The organism is Scytonema sp. PRP1 (assembly GCF_036697665.2).
In the GTDB taxonomy this organism is placed as follows: Bacteria; Cyanobacteriota; Cyanobacteriia; order Cyanobacteriales; family Nostocaceae; genus Kalymmatonema; species Kalymmatonema gypsitolerans.
Genome location: NZ_JBAHYJ020000084.1, coordinates 372,304 through 388,552 on the forward strand (window position 1 = coordinate 372,304; position 16,249 = coordinate 388,552).

Annotated in this window: 18 protein-coding genes and 3 pseudogenes; 11 read left to right on the plus strand and 10 right to left on the minus strand. The window is 43.4% G+C overall.

Annotated elements, in window-relative coordinates; genetic code table 11:
• Positions 1–76 precede the first annotated feature (76 nt).
• Positions 77–187, plus strand: a pseudogene (locus V5G28_RS21020) (peptidoglycan editing factor PgeF); the annotation flags it as partial.
• A gap of 24 nt (positions 188–211) precedes the next feature.
• Here V5G28_RS21020 and V5G28_RS21025 read toward each other — a convergent pair.
• The 7 genes and pseudogenes from V5G28_RS21025 to V5G28_RS21055 form a co-directional block, all read right to left on the minus strand.
• On the minus strand, positions 212–646 hold the full coding sequence (locus V5G28_RS21025; protein WP_332988100.1) for an RrF2 family transcriptional regulator: 435 nt from the start codon (positions 644–646) through the stop codon (positions 212–214).
• Between the two features lie 16 nt (positions 647–662).
• Positions 663–815 carry a hypothetical protein gene (locus V5G28_RS21030; RefSeq protein ID WP_332988101.1) on the minus strand — a complete coding sequence of 51 codons (153 nt, stop codon included), beginning with the start codon at positions 813–815 and terminating at the stop codon, positions 663–665.
• A 189-nt stretch (positions 816–1,004) separates the two neighbouring features.
• The gene (locus V5G28_RS21035) at positions 1,005–1,415 is read right to left on the minus strand and encodes a response regulator (RefSeq protein ID WP_332988102.1); all 411 of its coding nucleotides are present in this window, start codon (positions 1,413–1,415) and stop codon (positions 1,005–1,007) included.
• Positions 1,416–2,031: 616 nt separating this feature from the next.
• Positions 2,032–2,763 (minus strand): annotated as a pseudogene (locus V5G28_RS21040) (aldo/keto reductase); the annotation flags it as partial.
• Positions 2,764–2,773: 10 nt separating this feature from the next.
• Complete coding sequence (locus V5G28_RS21045) at positions 2,774–3,670, minus strand: AraC family transcriptional regulator (protein ID WP_332988103.1); 897 nt, start codon at positions 3,668–3,670, stop codon at positions 2,774–2,776.
• Positions 3,671–3,844: 174 nt separating this feature from the next.
• Positions 3,845–4,459, minus strand: a complete 615-nt coding sequence (locus tag V5G28_RS21050; RefSeq protein WP_332988104.1) for a Crp/Fnr family transcriptional regulator — start codon at positions 4,457–4,459, stop codon at positions 3,845–3,847.
• 103 nt (positions 4,460–4,562) lie between these two features.
• Entirely contained in the window at positions 4,563–4,991 is a 429-nt protein-coding gene (locus V5G28_RS21055) for a MarR family winged helix-turn-helix transcriptional regulator (protein WP_332988105.1), read from the minus strand.
• Positions 4,992–5,227: 236 nt separating this feature from the next.
• On the opposite strand from V5G28_RS21055, the gene V5G28_RS21060 reads away from it, so the two are divergent.
• The 5 genes from V5G28_RS21060 (at position 5,228) to V5G28_RS21080 (ending at position 8,696) form a co-directional block, all read left to right on the plus strand.
• A complete protein-coding gene (locus V5G28_RS21060; RefSeq protein ID WP_332988106.1) occupies positions 5,228–5,971 on the plus strand; it encodes an SDR family oxidoreductase in 744 nt (247 codons plus the stop codon).
• Between the two features lie 22 nt (positions 5,972–5,993).
• Complete coding sequence (locus V5G28_RS21065; protein WP_332988107.1) at positions 5,994–6,293, plus strand: antibiotic biosynthesis monooxygenase family protein; 300 nt, start codon at positions 5,994–5,996, stop codon at positions 6,291–6,293.
• A gap of 594 nt (positions 6,294–6,887) precedes the next feature.
• On the plus strand, positions 6,888–7,601 hold the full coding sequence (locus V5G28_RS21070) for a rubrerythrin family protein (RefSeq protein ID WP_096567572.1): 714 nt from the start codon (positions 6,888–6,890) through the stop codon (positions 7,599–7,601).
• 133 nt (positions 7,602–7,734) lie between these two features.
• Complete coding sequence (locus V5G28_RS21075) at positions 7,735–8,085, plus strand: luciferase domain-containing protein (protein ID WP_332988108.1); 351 nt, start codon at positions 7,735–7,737, stop codon at positions 8,083–8,085.
• Positions 8,086–8,129: 44 nt separating this feature from the next.
• Positions 8,130–8,696, plus strand: coding sequence for a Uma2 family endonuclease (locus V5G28_RS21080; RefSeq protein ID WP_332988109.1), 567 nt, complete (start codon positions 8,130–8,132; stop codon positions 8,694–8,696).
• Here the strand turns inward: V5G28_RS21080 and csaB are convergent.
• A complete protein-coding gene (csaB, locus tag V5G28_RS21085) occupies positions 8,689–9,732 on the minus strand; it encodes a polysaccharide pyruvyl transferase CsaB (RefSeq protein WP_332988146.1) in 1,044 nt (347 codons plus the stop codon). The two genes, V5G28_RS21080 and csaB, sit on opposite strands and share 8 nt — an antisense overlap.
• A 39-nt stretch (positions 9,733–9,771) precedes the next feature.
• Here csaB and V5G28_RS21090 point away from each other — a divergent pair, with 39 nt between their 5' ends.
• The 4 genes and pseudogenes from V5G28_RS21090 to hisA all read left to right on the plus strand — a co-directional run bounded on the left by V5G28_RS21090 (position 9,772) and on the right by hisA (position 12,479).
• Positions 9,772–10,119 (plus strand): DUF2499 domain-containing protein, encoded by a 348-nt coding sequence (locus V5G28_RS21090; RefSeq protein WP_332988110.1) that lies wholly within the window; start codon positions 9,772–9,774, stop codon positions 10,117–10,119.
• Positions 10,116–10,463: a DUF3593 domain-containing protein gene (locus V5G28_RS21095; protein ID WP_332988111.1), complete on the plus strand. Its 348-nt coding sequence runs from the start codon at positions 10,116–10,118 to the stop codon at positions 10,461–10,463. The genes V5G28_RS21090 and V5G28_RS21095 overlap by 4 nt, the downstream gene beginning before the upstream one ends.
• A gap of 9 nt (positions 10,464–10,472) precedes the next feature.
• A complete protein-coding gene (locus tag V5G28_RS21100) occupies positions 10,473–11,663 on the plus strand; it encodes an alpha/beta hydrolase (RefSeq protein ID WP_332988112.1) in 1,191 nt (396 codons plus the stop codon).
• Positions 11,664–11,706: 43 nt separating this feature from the next.
• Positions 11,707–12,479 (plus strand): annotated as a pseudogene (gene hisA / locus V5G28_RS21105) (1-(5-phosphoribosyl)-5-[(5-phosphoribosylamino)methylideneamino]imidazole-4-carboxamide isomerase).
• Positions 12,480–12,604: 125 nt separating this feature from the next.
• On the opposite strand, the gene V5G28_RS21110 reads toward hisA, so the two are convergent.
• Positions 12,605–12,751, minus strand: a complete 147-nt coding sequence (locus tag V5G28_RS21110) for a hypothetical protein (protein ID WP_332988113.1) — start codon at positions 12,749–12,751, stop codon at positions 12,605–12,607.
• Between the two features lie 849 nt (positions 12,752–13,600).
• Between V5G28_RS21110 and V5G28_RS21115 the strand changes: the two genes are divergently transcribed.
• A complete protein-coding gene (locus V5G28_RS21115; RefSeq protein WP_096567584.1) occupies positions 13,601–13,807 on the plus strand; it encodes a hypothetical protein in 207 nt (68 codons plus the stop codon).
• Positions 13,808–13,823: 16 nt separating this feature from the next.
• On the opposite strand, the gene V5G28_RS21120 is transcribed toward V5G28_RS21115, so the two are convergent.
• Positions 13,824–15,749, minus strand: coding sequence for a GMC family oxidoreductase (locus V5G28_RS21120; protein WP_332988114.1), 1,926 nt, complete (start codon positions 15,747–15,749; stop codon positions 13,824–13,826).
• Positions 15,750–16,249: the final 500 nt, after the last annotated feature.

The following is a 16,249-nucleotide window of genomic DNA, read 5'->3' on the forward strand; positions in this document are numbered from 1 at the left end:
TATTAGCACCTTTGTCAATAAGTAATACTACTTAAAAAAAGTCATAAATTTCATAGAAAACATCGTTTTTGAGGGAGCGATCGCCCCTTATTGTACTTATCAAATACCAGAGTATTTCTTTTCTTACCGCCGGGAAAAACAGAAAAAAGTGCGCTCGTCAGGTATTGTTAGCGTCAATTATACTTAGTTGGTAAAAGTTTTTCAATTAAATTTAAATATAGTACATATTTTCCATTTGTTGCCTAGTTGCTTGTCGCTCACAAAGGTCTTGAAGCGTACATTTTTGCAACACAGAGTAAGCTGCTTGATTTGCTTGTTCCCAAACTTCCTCAATCACCTCATTGTCTACTGTTTGAGGAGTGGAATCGGGAGTAGACACAGCATCTACACCTTCAATACAGTTCAAGACATCCAAAACCGTAATCTTTTTGGGGTCTCGTGCTAAGACATAACCACCTTTTGAGCCGCGAACGCTTTTAATCAAACCCCCATTCCTCAATGTTGCTAGGATCTGCTCTAAGTAACGTGTTGGTATACTTTGTAGGGCTGCTATTCCTCGAATGTGTAAAGATTCGTCGCTATGATAACGCTTAGCCAGTTCTAGGAGGGCTAAAATTGCATATTCAAGTTTGTTTGAAAGTTTCATCAGCGTACAGCCCTTACTAGCTGGTTGCTTTTACTTTAGAAACTTCTATTGATAAAAGCAAATGTTTGTCTTTATTATAATGATAAAAACAAGCTATTAATAAAACACTACTTGAAAATATTGCTTCAAGAATTGCCCCTAAACCCTGTGTCAAGTACGGTTTGTTCATCGCTGAACCCAGTCTGCGACTAAGTGGCGCACTTGGAATCACACCAAAATCATCACTTACAATCCACCCTACACCTCACTTTCTTTTCTTACCGTCGGGAAAAACAGAAAAAAGTGCAGTGCTTAAGAATAGTTAGCGTTACTTTGACTTAATAAATATTGGCAATATGAAGCTAACGGAACATTGCTGTCACAATATTTGTTTTACCACAATGTCTATCAAATCATCGTAAGATGACGTTTTAACAAAGTAGGAGCAAGCCCCTAAACTAGCGGCTTGAATCAAATCATCTGGATCGTCAGAGACACTCATTACCAAAACTGGTAAATGTTTCAATTTGGGATGCCGCTTAACCCATTCAAGTAACTCAAAACCAGACACAGCGGGCAACCTGATATTTGTCAATATCATCACTGGTACTGGATAACGCTCTGTGTTACCGTAAGGTTCCTTACCCGACAAGTAGTTTATAGCTTCTTGCCCATTTTCAACGACTTGAAAAGAGATTGGTAATTCAGCGAATTCAAATGAAGTGACGATTAAAAATCGTGCATCAGGCTCGTCTTCGACTAACAAAATGGTTTTGCAGGTTTCACCCATTAGTAAAATGCAACCCAAATACTCCACATTTTACAAACTAACTAGTTCTGTTCTCCTCTAACTTCTACTGTTGGAATTGATTATTATTAAATTTTTCTGTGTCTGTGAATATTTTGTAACCGAGAGTACATAATAAGTTAACAATTATATCTGTCAGATGGTGGTAAAAGATTCGCTAACGTTTACTAATACTAGAAAAAGGATAAACACCAACATCACGCCAATCCCCCCTGCTATTTTCCTCCATTGCCGATAGGGGGGATTTCTTAATGTATATTTTAGTTTTTATTAATTAAATAAAATTTGAAATACCTCTATCTAAAGGGGCTACAGAATACGTAATAACAATGTTAAATTATGAATATATAGCACTATAGCATATTACATTTTAGCCCTCTTTAAAGAGGGCTTTTTTTAGTAATGAGTAAGAATTAGAAAATATCAGCAGGGTCAGCAGACTGTAACTTACGCTCCTTAGCGATCGCTCTCGATGCAACACACATCACAACAGTCATAAATGAAACATTAACCAGCTTCATCTAGCACCCCCAGGAGACTCCCGCCACATCCGTTAAGGATTGGCGGTAGTGGCGTTGGGGTTAGCGGTGAGAGGATGTCAATGATTGACTACACTCATATGTTCCTCTGGATACCGCTCACCCGCTGCAATTCCCTTAGGTGCCACCTCATCAAGGAGACGCAAATCCTCTGGGGTGAGCGTGATTTCGGTTGCTCCTACATTTTCTTCCAAATAAGCGCGGCGTTTTGTGCCAGGGATAGGAACAATGTCGTCGCCTTGAGCTAAAATCCATGCCAATGCTAGTTGACTTGGTGTAACACCTTTTTCAGCGGCGATTGCGCTCTTGCGCACTGCCCTTTGGGCAATCGCTTTGACTTGCTCTACCAATTGCAGATTCTTGTCAAAGTTCTCGCCTTGAAAGCGGGGAGAAGTTCTGCGATAATCGTCTGGTGCTAAGTCATCTGGACTCTTGATTGCTCCTGAGAGAAATCCCCGTCCCAGAGGACTGTAGGCGACAAAGCCAATGCCCAACTCTCGCAAAGTCGATAGAATTTCATCCTCTGGTTCGCGACTCCAAAGGGAATACTCCGTCTGCAACGCCGTGATCGGATGAACTGCAGCTGCCCGACGAATTGTCGCAGGAGCTGCTTCGGAAATACCGAGGTAACGCACTTTGCCTTGCTGTACAAGTTCTGCCATCGCTCCAATCGTTTCTTCAATTGGCACATTCGGGTCAACTCGATGCTGATAGTAAAGGTCAATACTTTCTCCTTGTTTTACCTTATGCTCATTTGCATTTATTGCGGGTTGAACTCTCTGTGTGTGCCAGTCGCTAGACTTACTGTGCGCTTACCATTGATAAATTTTTCCAATATGCCTTGGGTGTCGTCCCTGTCAGCTTGCGAAAGTGCTTGGTAAAGTGGCTTTGATTGGCAAAACCGCACGCCAAAGCAATATCACAAATCGTCATCTTTTGGCTCTTGAGCAACTGCTTTGCTCGTTCTACCCGCAACTGAAGGACGTATTGATAAGGACTTATACCCAATGATTGCTTGAAGAGTTGGCAGAAGTAGTATTGGCTTATTCCCGCCATTTCTGCTAGCGTAGTCAATTTTATTTCCGAGTCAATATGCCTGTGAATATACTCAATGATTTGTCTTAATTGAGACTTAGATAATCCATCAACATACGTTGATATTTGAGGTTTTTTAGCACAATATTTTTTTAACAAATGAAGAACTAGCGTCGTTTTCAACTGCTCAACATACAAATTATCTCCTTGATTGCTTGACTCTAGTTCGTCTTTAAGCGATAATAATATACCCAAAATCAGTGGATCTTGTAATGTGGCAAAGTGAGGAATCAGTTCAATGTCCTCAGGTGCTGCGACTTCCACACCTAACTGTATCAAAAGCTTGGGGTCAATTGCCACAAACATGAATTGAACCTCTTCTTGCCACAAGCAACGGTGGAGTGTCCCAGCTGGAATAATCGCTGTGGTTCCTTTCGTCTGGTATTCGCTTTCTCTATGTCCGTCAAACCATCTTTCTGTGGAACCGACGTCTAAGGCAATACTGATAGTATGCATTGTCAGGCAATGCTCTGGGGTATCGTGACTAGGCTGATGATGATGTTCAAAATGAATACCGCTCCATTCTGTATGCAAACTGGTTAACAGAGGTGGGTTAGGAAAGATTGCAAGAGAAGCTCCTTGCTCTTTGAAATCAACGAGCAAAGGCTTTTCCTGGTTTAATCGCTGGCAGTTGCTCATCTTTGGGTAAGCTAGATACAACAGGAGCAAGCGCTATGTGAGTCATACTTAAATTTTTCTAGATTTCCAGACTTTAGCCAATATTCAAACCAATTTGATATGGTAATCAATTTGGTAGCAAAATTGCATTGATTTAAATCAAGCTGCAGGTGAATTCACAAGCGTGACCGAAAGACGTGTTCGCGTAATCATCCCATCGCGCTCTAGCCTCGTCAATGCCCGGGAGAGGGTTTCAGGCGTAAGACCCAAATCAACAGCAATATCTTTGAGCGGGCGGTCAAAGTTAACGACGGTTTGCTCTTCAGACTGTGCTTGATAGCGTAAATATCGCAGCAGTCGCTCGTGCGCTGCGCGAATATCTCGCAACTCTATGCGTATTTTCAAATCCTCGATTTTCCGCACTAGCATTGCCATGAAATCTTCTGCTAAGTCTGAATTGTTACGGATTGCTGACAAAAGAAGTTCTTTGGGATAGATAATCACCCGCGAATTCACTTCTGCAACTGCGGTACACGGGTAGGTTTCTGAGAACAAGGCAATTTCAGCTATACCCTCCCCAGAACCAGCAATCTGTAAAGTCACCTCTTTGTCGCCACTGGTGTAGCGGACAAGTCTAACTCGTCCCGTTTCTACAACAAAAAAAGATAATGCCAAGTCTCCTTGTTGAAAGAGGTTTTCTCCTGCTGCTAAGTCACGGTGTACAATTGCATTCCGTAACTCTACTGGCAAGGTATCCAACGTCAACAAATCCATACAGCCTTCTCCGATTTTGGATTTTTAGATTTTGGATGAATAGAGTAGATTGTCGTTTTTCGCAATTTGTTAGCTGGCTAAATAAATGGTTAAAAAACAAGCTTCAAGTTAGGTTATTGCGAACCTGCAAAAGCAACCGACGAAACACAAATTGCTCTTCCTGTGTCAAGTTAGCTAATATCCGTTTTTCTAGAAGATTCCAAGCACAGGTGACTGGTTCTTGGAGCGATCGCCCCGCCTGTGTCAAGTAAATCCGGCAAATTCGCGCATCTTCTCCATCTTTACGTCGCTCCAAAAATCCAGCTTTTTCCATCCTGTGTATCATCTTTGTGAGAGTTGGGGCTTCGACTTGCATCAATGAAGCCAATTCAGATTGAATTAAGCCATCATGTTCCCACAGATGCATGAGCAAAATTTCTTGCCCAGTATGCAATCCTAGTTCAGCCAAAACGGTAGCAGCTTGATTGCGGTGTGCCTTACACACTTGCACCATCAAACAGCACATGGTTTCTTGTATGGGTTTTTCAGACATACATGAGTTATATTTAGCCAGCTAAATAAAATTTACAATGTTTGATGAACATTTAGCAACTTGTCGTTAGTGTAGAAAACCCGACAAGATTTTGCAGGCATTGGAATATTTTTAGCAATATTAGGCAAGACAGCCAGCCCTAGCTCATGTAATCTCTATTTGATGCAGTTAGTAAGCATTTAGTGGCATGACTAAGTAGAAACTTTAGCATTCTGTTCAAGTAAAAGGTATTACTTATGACATCTCTAAGTGGAAAAGTCGCGATTGTCACTGGCGCTTCAATAGGAATAGGCAAAAGTGTCGCCGAGCGTTTGGCAAGCGAGGGTGCATCAATCGTCATCACCTACGCCAAAAGCGCAGACAAGGCACAGGAGGTAGTCGCAGCAATTGAAAGCGACGGTGGAAAGGCGCTTGCTGTTGGTGCGGACTTCACCAAACTTGATGACATCCGAGGCTTGTTCAAACAGACAATCAGTCACTTCGGCAAACTAGACATTCTTGTCATCAGCGGTAGTGCGCCCAGGGTCGTTAAGCCTGTTGCTGAAGTCACAGAGGAAGAATTCGATTATGCGTTCGCATTCAATGCCAAAGGCAACTTCTTCGCATTGCAGGAAGCAGCAAGACACATGGCAGACGGCGGACGTATTGTCACTTTTTCGACTCCATACACTGTACAACCGCAGCCAAACTTGGGGGTGACTGCAGCTAGCAAAGCAGCCGTGGAGCAATTTACCTTTGCACTGGCAAGGGAATTGGGTGGACGCGGCATTACAGTCAATGCTGTCATGCCTAGTCCAACAACCACCGAGTCTTTCAGCAACATGGTTTCGTCCCAGGAGCAAGCTGAGTTAAAACGGATATCTCCCCTGCAACGTCTGGCAGAACCTAGTGATGTTGCAGATGTCGTCGCCTTTCTAGTCAGTGACAAAGCCGGATATGTCACTGGACACGTCCTCCACGTTACTGGTGGGCTGGCATAGCTTTAGTTCGTTAGGAGCACACATGACATTACCTGTGGTACTGATCAACACATTTTCTATACCTAAAGGCACTGAAGAGGATTTCGTCAATATGTGGACTGAGGCTCTGGAATTCATAAAAAACGAGCCAGGCTTCATCGACGCAAAACTTCACCGCAGTCTAGATTCAGGTGCACGGTTTCAATTTATCAACGTAGCGCATTGGGAAAGCCAGGAAGCTTGGAAGGCAGCATTCTCTAAGCTGGCGCTTCAAGAAGAAATAGTCAAACAGCTGCCGTTCGAGCAAAACCCCGCTCTTTACAGAGTCGAGGTGGAGTACTGATTCTGCAATGCTTAGGCGGAGCGTGTGCTTTGCACGAGTGCGCTGCTGCACTTTGCAGATCGCTTTACCAACTTGTTAGACAGGATTTTTTAGAAATTTCTCCATTGAGTAGTTAACAAAAGTCTCTCCCCTACGTTCCACTTGTTGTTCCTCTCAAACTTATTTGTGTCCAAAGTGTCGATGCAGCGCAGGAGGTACTCGTTTAAACATTCTTGCTCCTGTGGGCTGAAGTTCGAGAACAGCCGTGCTTCAATCTCGTCAGCGATGCGATCGCTTCTAAAATTAATACTAAAAATGTTTATCTTGCCTGGTGTGAAGTAGAAATTAGGTAAAAAATGAAATCATAGCGTTTCCTAGTCTACTGAAGTACAAATTTATTTGCCTTCGTCTACAGTTAATTGTTTCCTCCTGTACCTCACTTAAGTGGCAATCGCTATAGGTTTTTAAACCTGCGTGCATAAAGATATTGTGAAAAATCTGGCATTTCATACTGATAATGAGTACAATATATTTAAACGAAGTCGTTATGAGTACGTTTTCAACAGACTGCTATTGTAAAGGCAGTCTATGAGTGAATAATTGAGAGGAGAAATAATGGATTTATCAAACTCGAACACCGCAAAGAACCTGTCTGAAGCCTTTGCTGGAGAATCGATGGCAAATCGTAAGTATCTGTTCTTTGCGGAAGTGACTCGCCAGCTGGGGCTGAGTGAATTGTCAAAGCTGTTCCGGGAAACTGCAAACCAGGAGACAGAACACGCTTTTGCTCACTTCCGGTTAATGCATCCAGAGTTGGTGGTGGAGGATGTCGCTTCGTTAACTGATGAACAAAAGAAGGCGATCGCATCTCGTTGTTTAGAGTTAGCGATTGAGGGAGAAACCTATGAGTACACTACCATGTATCCAGAGTTTACCGCAGCGGCGCGTACAGACCGGGACGATAAGGCTGTCGTAGAGTTTGAAGCACAACAAGTAGAGTCTCGCGAACACGCCCAAATTTTCCGCAAAGCAGCACACAACTTTGGATTGCTGACACCAATCGAACATCATCACGCGAATCAATATGCAGAAGCACTCCAAGCTCTTGATGGTATCGCTCCAACAGCGAAAGCAGCAAGTGGCGATCCTGCAACTCAGAAATGGATTTGTCGCCAGTGTTCGATGATTTATGATCCTGTGGAGGGCGATCCTGATTCTGGAATTGCTCCTGGAACAGCGTTTGAGGCAATTCCTGAAGATTGGCTGTGTCCAATTTGTGGCGCTACGAAGAAAACGTTTGTCCCTTATCAGGAAGCAGTTGCTGCGTAAGCATTCACTATAGCAGAGGGTGCGTGAGACGATCGCGCTTTATGCGATCGCCTCAGGTCTTATTGCAACTTATAATCATTTAGATTAAAAATATTGAGAAGATTTAAGTTATGCCTTAGGAGAACTGATAACTATGAGTAATATAAAAGACACAATTGTGGGGGAAGTACAAACCTGGCAAGGTGTGACAGTAGCACCCCATCGCTTTGGAGGTATAGAGTTTCAGATCAACAATCGGGAAATTGGTCACTTGCATGGGGATTATCAAGCAGACATTCCTTTTACCGCTCGCATACGCAAAGAACTCGTAGAATCAGATAAAGCTTCAGCGCATCACATTTATCCCAACAGTGGTTGGATTTCTTTTTACATTCATGGTGTTGAGGATGTTTCTCTGCTGCTAGAACTGTTGCGGATGAATTATGACCGATTGGCAAAGAATCGGTTGACAGTTAAAGCTGAGGCAGCTTTGTTAGTACATTAGTATTGTTTGGTACATTAGAAAAACAGACTTCAAAAGATGCCCATATGAACCAGACTACGAGTAAGCAGGTACGCTGGACAACTGCCGATCTAGAACTGTTCCCAGATAACGGTAAGCGCTACGAAATTGTAGATGGAGAGTTATTTGTGACACACGCACCACACTGGGAACATCAAGAAGCTGCAGACAGCATTTGTACAGAGTTAAAACTATGGTCTCGACAGACGGGTTTGGGAAAAGCTGTTACAGCAGCTGGTATTATCTTCACGGATGCTGATAACGTCATTCCTGATGTGGTGTGGATCAGCAATGAGCGACTAGCATTAGTGATAGATGATGGAGGACACCTTACTGCTGCACCAGAGTTAGTGGTTGAAGTACTTTCTCCTGGCGAGAACAATGAACGACGCGATAAACAAGTGAAGCTCAAGCTTTACGCAACTCAAGGTGTGCAAGAATACTGGATTGTTGATTGGCAGTTGCAGCAAATTCAAGTTTATCGACGACAGCAAGCTACACTGGTGTTAGTGGGAACTTTACTAAGCAATGATGAATTGAATTCACCACTCTTACCTGGTTTCACTTGCCCTGTTGCCCGTATATTTAGCTAAAAGTCAATGCTTCGCTCAACACCTCGCGGTGAATCAGTGCTCTATCTAGCAAAAACTGAATTTTTTCTGTTGACAATGGGTCGCCATTGGCGTAGTGTTCTATCCATGTTTTACCAATGAGATTGGGATCATCTGGCAAATTAGCCAAATCCCAGCCAGGCATATCTACATCTTCCATCAATCGATTCACTTTGGGATCGTAACTCAGAGCAAAGCAGCGGCACCCTTCACTTGCTGCCATAATTAAGCTATGCAAACGCATCCCAATTGCCATTTCTACACCGCGAAACACTCCTTTCAAAAGTTGCGGTTCTTCTAAACACATAATTTGGCTGACATCTTTGAGTTGCGGTTGAATTGCTTGGGCTATGCCTAAATCTTCACTTTTTTGAAAAGGTAAGAGTAATATAAAAGTTTGTGTGGCTTTTTGAAAATCAACCAGTGCGCGAGTCAGATGAGCAAGGCGAGTTTGGGTTAACTGGGGATGGGTTCGTAAAGTGACCGCAACTCTGGGAGCAGGTAAATCCCAAAGCCCAGGAACGGGTTTACTTTCCAACGCCCAGACGGGATCTGGAGCCAGTATAAAAGGAATTTGCCAATCAGTAAGCAAAGCCGCAGAAGCGCGATCACGGACACTCACTTTTGTACAACCACCAAAAGTTTGCCGTGCTAACCAACGAGTCACAGGACGCTTCAATGGACCAATTCCCTGCGCCCAAGCAACGGTTTTCAAACCCATTGTTTGAGCTAATGCCATGATTCCCCCATAATAAAATGGGCTAACGGCACTGGTTGTATCTTGAATCAAACTACCACCACCCCAAATAAAAGCACCGCAGGAGCGCAAAGCTTGTAGTACGGTGAAAGGTGCCATGCGATCGTGCGCTTCAACGTTGTAGCGATCGCGAGTTTCCTCGGGATTGCCAGAGAGAACCACAGGCGTGACTGATGGTGGTAGCATCTGTAGAAGCGTTGCTAATAAAGCTTCGTCCCCACCGTTTCCCTTACCGTAATACCCCGACAACAACACCCGCATACTTTGATTTTGAATTTTGAATTTTGAATCTTGAATATTATGCACGCTCTTTCGATTCCTACTTGGATTATTCATATATCTAGCGTTATAGAATGGATTGCCGCTATTTGGTTAATCTGGAAATACGGAGAAGTGACAGGTAACCGTGCTTGGTGGGCATTGTCCTTTGCTATGTTACCTGCTCTAGTCAGCGCCATGTGTGCTTGCACTTGGCACTATTTTGATAATTCCGAATCTCTAGAATGGCTGGTAACGTTGCAAGCAAGTATGACCTTAGTCGGTAATTTTACGCTTTGGGCAGCTGCGGTGTTAATTTGGCGTTCCAATCAGTCAATCAGAACTGATAGCAATCCTGTGTCTACAAAAACTATAAAATTAGAGCGATGATTTCAAAAGAAGCCCTGTTTGCCCTTTCATTGTTTCCCTACTTGGGTTTCTTGTGGTTTATCAGCCGCAGTAGTCAAATGCCTCGTTTGGCGCTGTATGGTTTCTACGGTACTCTCGTGTTTGTCGCCATTACCATTCCAGCGGGAATTTATGCCCAAGTCCATTATGGTAAGTCTCTAGCAAATGTTGATTGGCTGCACGGAAGCGCAGAATTTTTCTTGACATTTTTTAATATTTTCATTGTCCTAGGTTTCCGAAAAGCTGTGATTCAAAATCAAGCTGTTGTCGCTACTCCCCCTGAGCAAATGTCATCGCAAATGTCATCACCTACTTCTCAAGATTAAAAATCACCTATGTCATTGCAACTATCTTCTGTTATTAAATATTTTTCCCGCACTCTGTTAGGTCTATCAGGTTGTGTAACATTTTTAGCTGTTGATAGTCTTCTGAGTTCATCTTCTAGTTTTGCGGCTGAAAAATTTGTTGTCAGGTATGGATTGTTTGAGCAATCACTTCCTGTGGAAGATTTGCGTAAGTATGCTGAAACTCAACAGGTTTCTTCCGAACTCAACTCTTTCCTGCGTTACCTAAATCCTAAACAGCAACAGAGATTGCAACAGGCACTTCACGTAAATATGTCTCTTGATATTGTGGCTGTGGATAAGCTATTAGACACAAGTCTTGGCAAAATGCTTTTATCTGCTGCTTCTAAAAGCGTTACGCGTCGCGACAAAGCTGGGATACAAGCACTACGTTCAGCCATTATCCTAGGAGCCAAATCAAGAGAAGGTCTGGGAATCATCAGCTTTCTAAAAGCTTATCCTAGCGAAAAACTAGTAGTGGATTTGCCGCAAGCTTTAGAAATACTGAATCAATCAAAATTATATTCGAGTTCATCTAATGGGTCACAAAATACGCCACAAAAGGATAACCTAACTTCTACACCTATATGGCAAATTCAAACCCAATATCAAAGACTGGCAAGTAAAGGAAAGCAATTTTCAGGCTGCTTATTTGGAGATTCTGTTTCTGCTCAACTTGGGAATTCCCTTGGTGAAGGAACTTTTAATTTTGCCTTAAATGGATTGAGTACAATTTCATTAGTTGAACAACTGAAAAGTTTAGCTACAGGCAATGTAAAATGCCAAAAAACCATTATTGCCATTGGTGGAAATGATGCTTTGTATGGGCTAAGTAACGAGGTATTTACCGAAAAATTGAAAGAGGCTATCTCGTTAGTAAGAGGAATGGGAACTAAAGAAATTTTTCTCATTCCTGCTTTCTACTCAACAGTTGCTGCTAGCAAAGATCCGACTGTCGCCGCTCCACAATCGAAAGTGGAGGAAATTAATACTGTGATCAATCAAGTTGCGACAACGGAAAATGTGCCAGTTCAATCGTCAGGCATACAATCTTTATATGAAAATAATGTTCTAAAAGACAATTTAACAAGTGATGGCGACCATCTCAATGCCGAAGGTTTAAAGATTTATCGCCAAGCGTTATTAGAAATTTTGGCAAGTGGTTCGGCAAATAAAAATTGATTTGTTAGGAAATTTTACACTGGGAAAAAAGGAGAAGTTATAAATGGAAGTTATTCCAGCAATAGACTTACTAGAAGGTCGCTGCGTGCGACTTTATCAGGGAGATTATGAACAATCGCAAGTTTTCAACGACAATCCAGTTGAAGTGGCTCAACAGTGGGTGGAACAGGGAGCCACTAGACTACACGTAGTTGATTTGGATGGAGCAAAAACAGGTGAATTAGTTAATTTGCCAGCAATTGAGGCAATAACTCAAGCAGTGTCGGTACCCGTTCAAGTTGGTGGGGGGTGCGCGATCGCTCTCGTGTGCAACAGTTACTGAATTTAGGCGTACAGCGCGTCATTTTGGGAACTATAGCCGTAGAACAACCCCAACTCGTACAAGAACTGTGCCAAGAATTTCCCGGACAGATTGTTATCGGTATCGATGCGCGTAACGGAATGGTAGCAACTCGCGGCTGGCAAGAAACTTCGGAAGTTTTGGCAACTCAACTGGCTGTACAAATGCAAGAATTAGGAGCAGCCGCCATAATATACACCGATATCCAACGTGATGGTACTCTTTCTGGACCAAATATAGAAGCTTTGCGAGCGATCGCGGCGACAATTTCCATTCCTGTCATTGCTTCTGGCGGTGTCAGTTCTGTCACCGATTTGTTAAGTCTATTGGCATTAGAACCACAAGGCGTGATTGGTGTCATTGTCGGTCGCGCACTGTACACTGGTGATGTTTCTCTTAGAGAAGCATTGCGTGCGGTAGGTCAAGGGCGGATTCAGGATATTCCACCTAATATAGATTTTTCCGCATTTGCCTAATATCACTTACCCTGCAGTATAGAGACGCTTTCATCTCTAGCGCGTCTCTTGTTCCTTTAACCCAATTCTTTTTGGAAATTTTCCGGATTAGTCATTTCCCGCCGTGTATCCCAACTTGTAAGCAATTATCCATTTCTTAATATGGCTCGTAAAAAACCTCCTAACAAAGGTAGACCAGTCAAAACCAACTCTGGTGCTACCAGGTTAATAAATTCCGACATTAAAAGATTTTCGATGATTCCTGGTACTTCGAGGTTCAAAAAAATCAACATTAAAAGATTCTTCGTTAAAATCAGGCGCTTATTAAAGAAATTTTTTAATTTTTAATTTTTAATTTTTATAGTTAATGGGTTTCCTCTCTGGTAGAGACGCTTGATTTATGCGTCTCTATTTTCTTTTGTATGAAAATCAATTTCTTGAAAATTCTTTTTACGGAATTATTCCTAAACACATTGTAGATAACTTTGTACTTAATCGCGAGGATAATAATATGGCTACCGAAAAATCAGTTCCACAACCAAAAGATAAACCAAAAAAGACTGAACCTGGTTTCATTAATTCAGATTTCAAGAAAAAATCGACTGACTCCATAAAAAAAATACTTTGACCAAGAAAGAACTCAGGAGTCAGAATATTCAACGCGTTCTCCCTTATTAAAACCATAATTTTTACATTGCTCCTCCCTCTCTTATAAGAAGCTGGGCGGCAAAATGTACCTTCGCTACTTTTACGCCAAAAAGGGGGAGGGAGGAGCAGCTAAAGGCTGCTCCTCCCTATCACAATTATTATGATTTTTATACCTGGTGATTTTATTTTTTGCAAGTCCCTTAGTGGGATAGATTCAGGTCGCCTTGAAACGGCTGCGTGCAGGACTTATGCACTCTACAAATGCACCCTTAGTATGCATTTACTATCGCTGTCTTTTTGACACTCCTCAGCCTGAAGGCATGAGGATTCTTGCTTCATCCGTCCTCCCTAGATATCCAAATGCAAGCACTTAAATATCCCCGTTTGGATACGTCCACAAGCGCACACGGACTGTCCGACCGCGTTTGAAAGGGTTTATTCAAATTTTCTATTTTTCATTCCCACAGTATGTCGCACGAAGCTGAACATTGTGGATGGTGAAGCAGCGCGGTCTTGGGGGTTTCCCCCATGAGCGACTGCTGAACCCGAAGGGCGAGCTACCAACCTTGGCTATCTGGGCGTATTACCGCGTTGCCATCACCATAATCTCATGCATCGTGCTTGAAATCAATAAAGCCGTCCTAGTGGTCACTGAGCTTGTCGAAGTGAAGGACGGGGCTTTAAACCCAATTTTTCGGTAAGCAGCTTGAAGGATACTCAGCTACTTTCATATATAGGCAAGATCTTTTGACTTTTAGCGCTTGCTAATATAACGTCACTTGCTTTTTCACTAATTATATAGATTGGTGTGACGATAAAGTAGCCGGGAACGCGCGGGAAGACCGAAGCATCTACGATACGCAGATTTTGCGTACCATGAACGCGGAATTGACTATCAACCACAGCCATTGGGTCATTCTTTGGACCTATCTTGTTAGTGCATGAGGCATGATGACCCCACGCCTCAGCCTCCACAAATTTGATAATCTCCTCGCGTGATTGAACAGTTGGACCGGGAATCACCTCTTTTGAGATATCCGCGATATGCGCGTTCATACGACGCACAAATTCGACACCTTTAATAACCGATTCCAGATCCTCGCCTTCGATGTCGTTGCCTTCGGTAAAATAATGGAAGTTGATTTCAGGAGTATCCCGTGGGTCAGGTGAGCGCAGTTTCACGCTTCCGGCGCGATTACGGGTGTGCGCTTTCAAAACAGTCCAGCTGAATTGGTTTTTATTTTGTGCGAGGGGTGTAGACCAACCAGGATAATAGCCTTGGTATGGTACAGGTAAGCCAAAGATGAAGAGGTCGGGAACGGGTCGCGCTGGATCTGACTTGCGGATATGACCTGCGAAGGTGGCGTTGTTCGTATAAATCCCCTGACCCTGCTCAAACTCAGCCATGCAAGGATCTGACGGTTGTCCGGGGGTGCAGTTTTGAGTGAGGGTGAAATCCGAATTCATCTGCGTTATCACACCAATTTCGTATCGGTCTTGCAGGTTCTCGCCAACTCCCGGAAGGTTAATGATTGGCTTAATGCCATGTTTGCGCAGTTCATCTGCCGGACCAATGCCGGAGAGCTTAAGAATCTGCGGGCTGTTAAAAGCACCTGCCGCCAGGATCACTTCGCGAGAAGCATACATTACCTTTCTAGGTCCGGGTTCAGGTCCATCGGTCGGAGCCTGGGGATCGGCGCGATAAAGATGAGCGCCCTCAAGGTACTCAACACCAACTGCATTCCTGCCACGGAAAAGTACGCGAGTTACTAGGGTGTTGGTTTTAACAATCAGGTTGTTTGGGAGGGCGGCAGCAGTCTCTCTAATCAGGTCACGCGGACCACGCCGCCGACCATTGCGAGTAGCTTGCGGGACGTTGTAGAATCCTTCGGTATCCCGCAAGCTACGCGCCCAAGAATTTGGATCGAGTTCTTTGCGTAAAAATGCGTCAAGTAGGCTTTTGTCACCAGCCTCAATGGCAGCACTGAGTAATATCCGCTGCATATTGCTGTCCTTATAGAACAGCGCGGGATCGGTAATCTCGGTTGTCAGCCAACCATCAAATCCATGACGTGTTGGGTTGTCCGTGCTTATTGGTCGCTCAACATAGCGGCACTCCTCAAGCCGCTCAAAGTACTTTCGCATATTCTCGGCTTTCCAGCTGGGGTCGCCAGTCAGATCTGCGATCGCATCCCAGTCACTGTTATTTGGATAAATCGTAATCATCAGATTATGCACAGTGCATCCGCCAAGCGTACCCGCTCGTGGATACAAGACACCGCCTCGGTCAGCGGTGTATTTACTATTGCGGCTTTGACGCGCCTCGTCGGTGTACTGCCGAACGAAGTAGTCCCATCTCACTCTTGGATCTTCGCCAACGAGCGGGCTGAATAATGGCACCGAGATCAGATCATCACCGTCCTCACCGCCAGCTTCTATTAGAACTACCTTATGCCCCGCCTTTGCAAGATTGACCGCCAGAGGACCGCCGCCAGCACCAGAACCAACTACTATGTATTCGACAGGCGCTGACGGGTTAATGGCAGTAGCTTTCTTCTGATAAGCTAATGAAGTTACTAAACCAGTAGAGAATAGAGCGGCATTTTGAAGAAAGCGACGACGGTTATAAAACTGATCGAGCATAGATTTTTCCTCATCCTAATCGGTATAGAGCGACAAATTCGTTTGTCAAGTTATTCATGCTTGTCATCAAAAGAGTGCAGCTCGCTTTTGATCGCTCGATACGCCTTTGGCGTCTGCCCTTCGGGCAATCGCTGCCCACGGAGCATGATTAAAGTGGACGTGAATTTATAGGTGAAGCACGCATCAACTTATGCACTTACCATTGCTGCTGACCCCGTAGCATTGAACGAGTTAACTTTAATTTGTGCCGACCTACTTATCAAGTTAGTTGCTACATAAATTCATATCAGCTTTGTCATAAATCCGGGGCGCGAAGTTTCCTTAGCTATGGTTATTTGTTGTATTTTTAACGTTAAAAAAGCAGAACTGTAAAAAAACAATTGTTAGCTTTGTGTTGTATTGGTTTATAATAAAAGCAATCCTGTTGCTTATGTTACAAATTGCAAAGTAAAATCGCTTTGAAAAAGCGTAAATACACTGAAATTAGATAATTAATATTG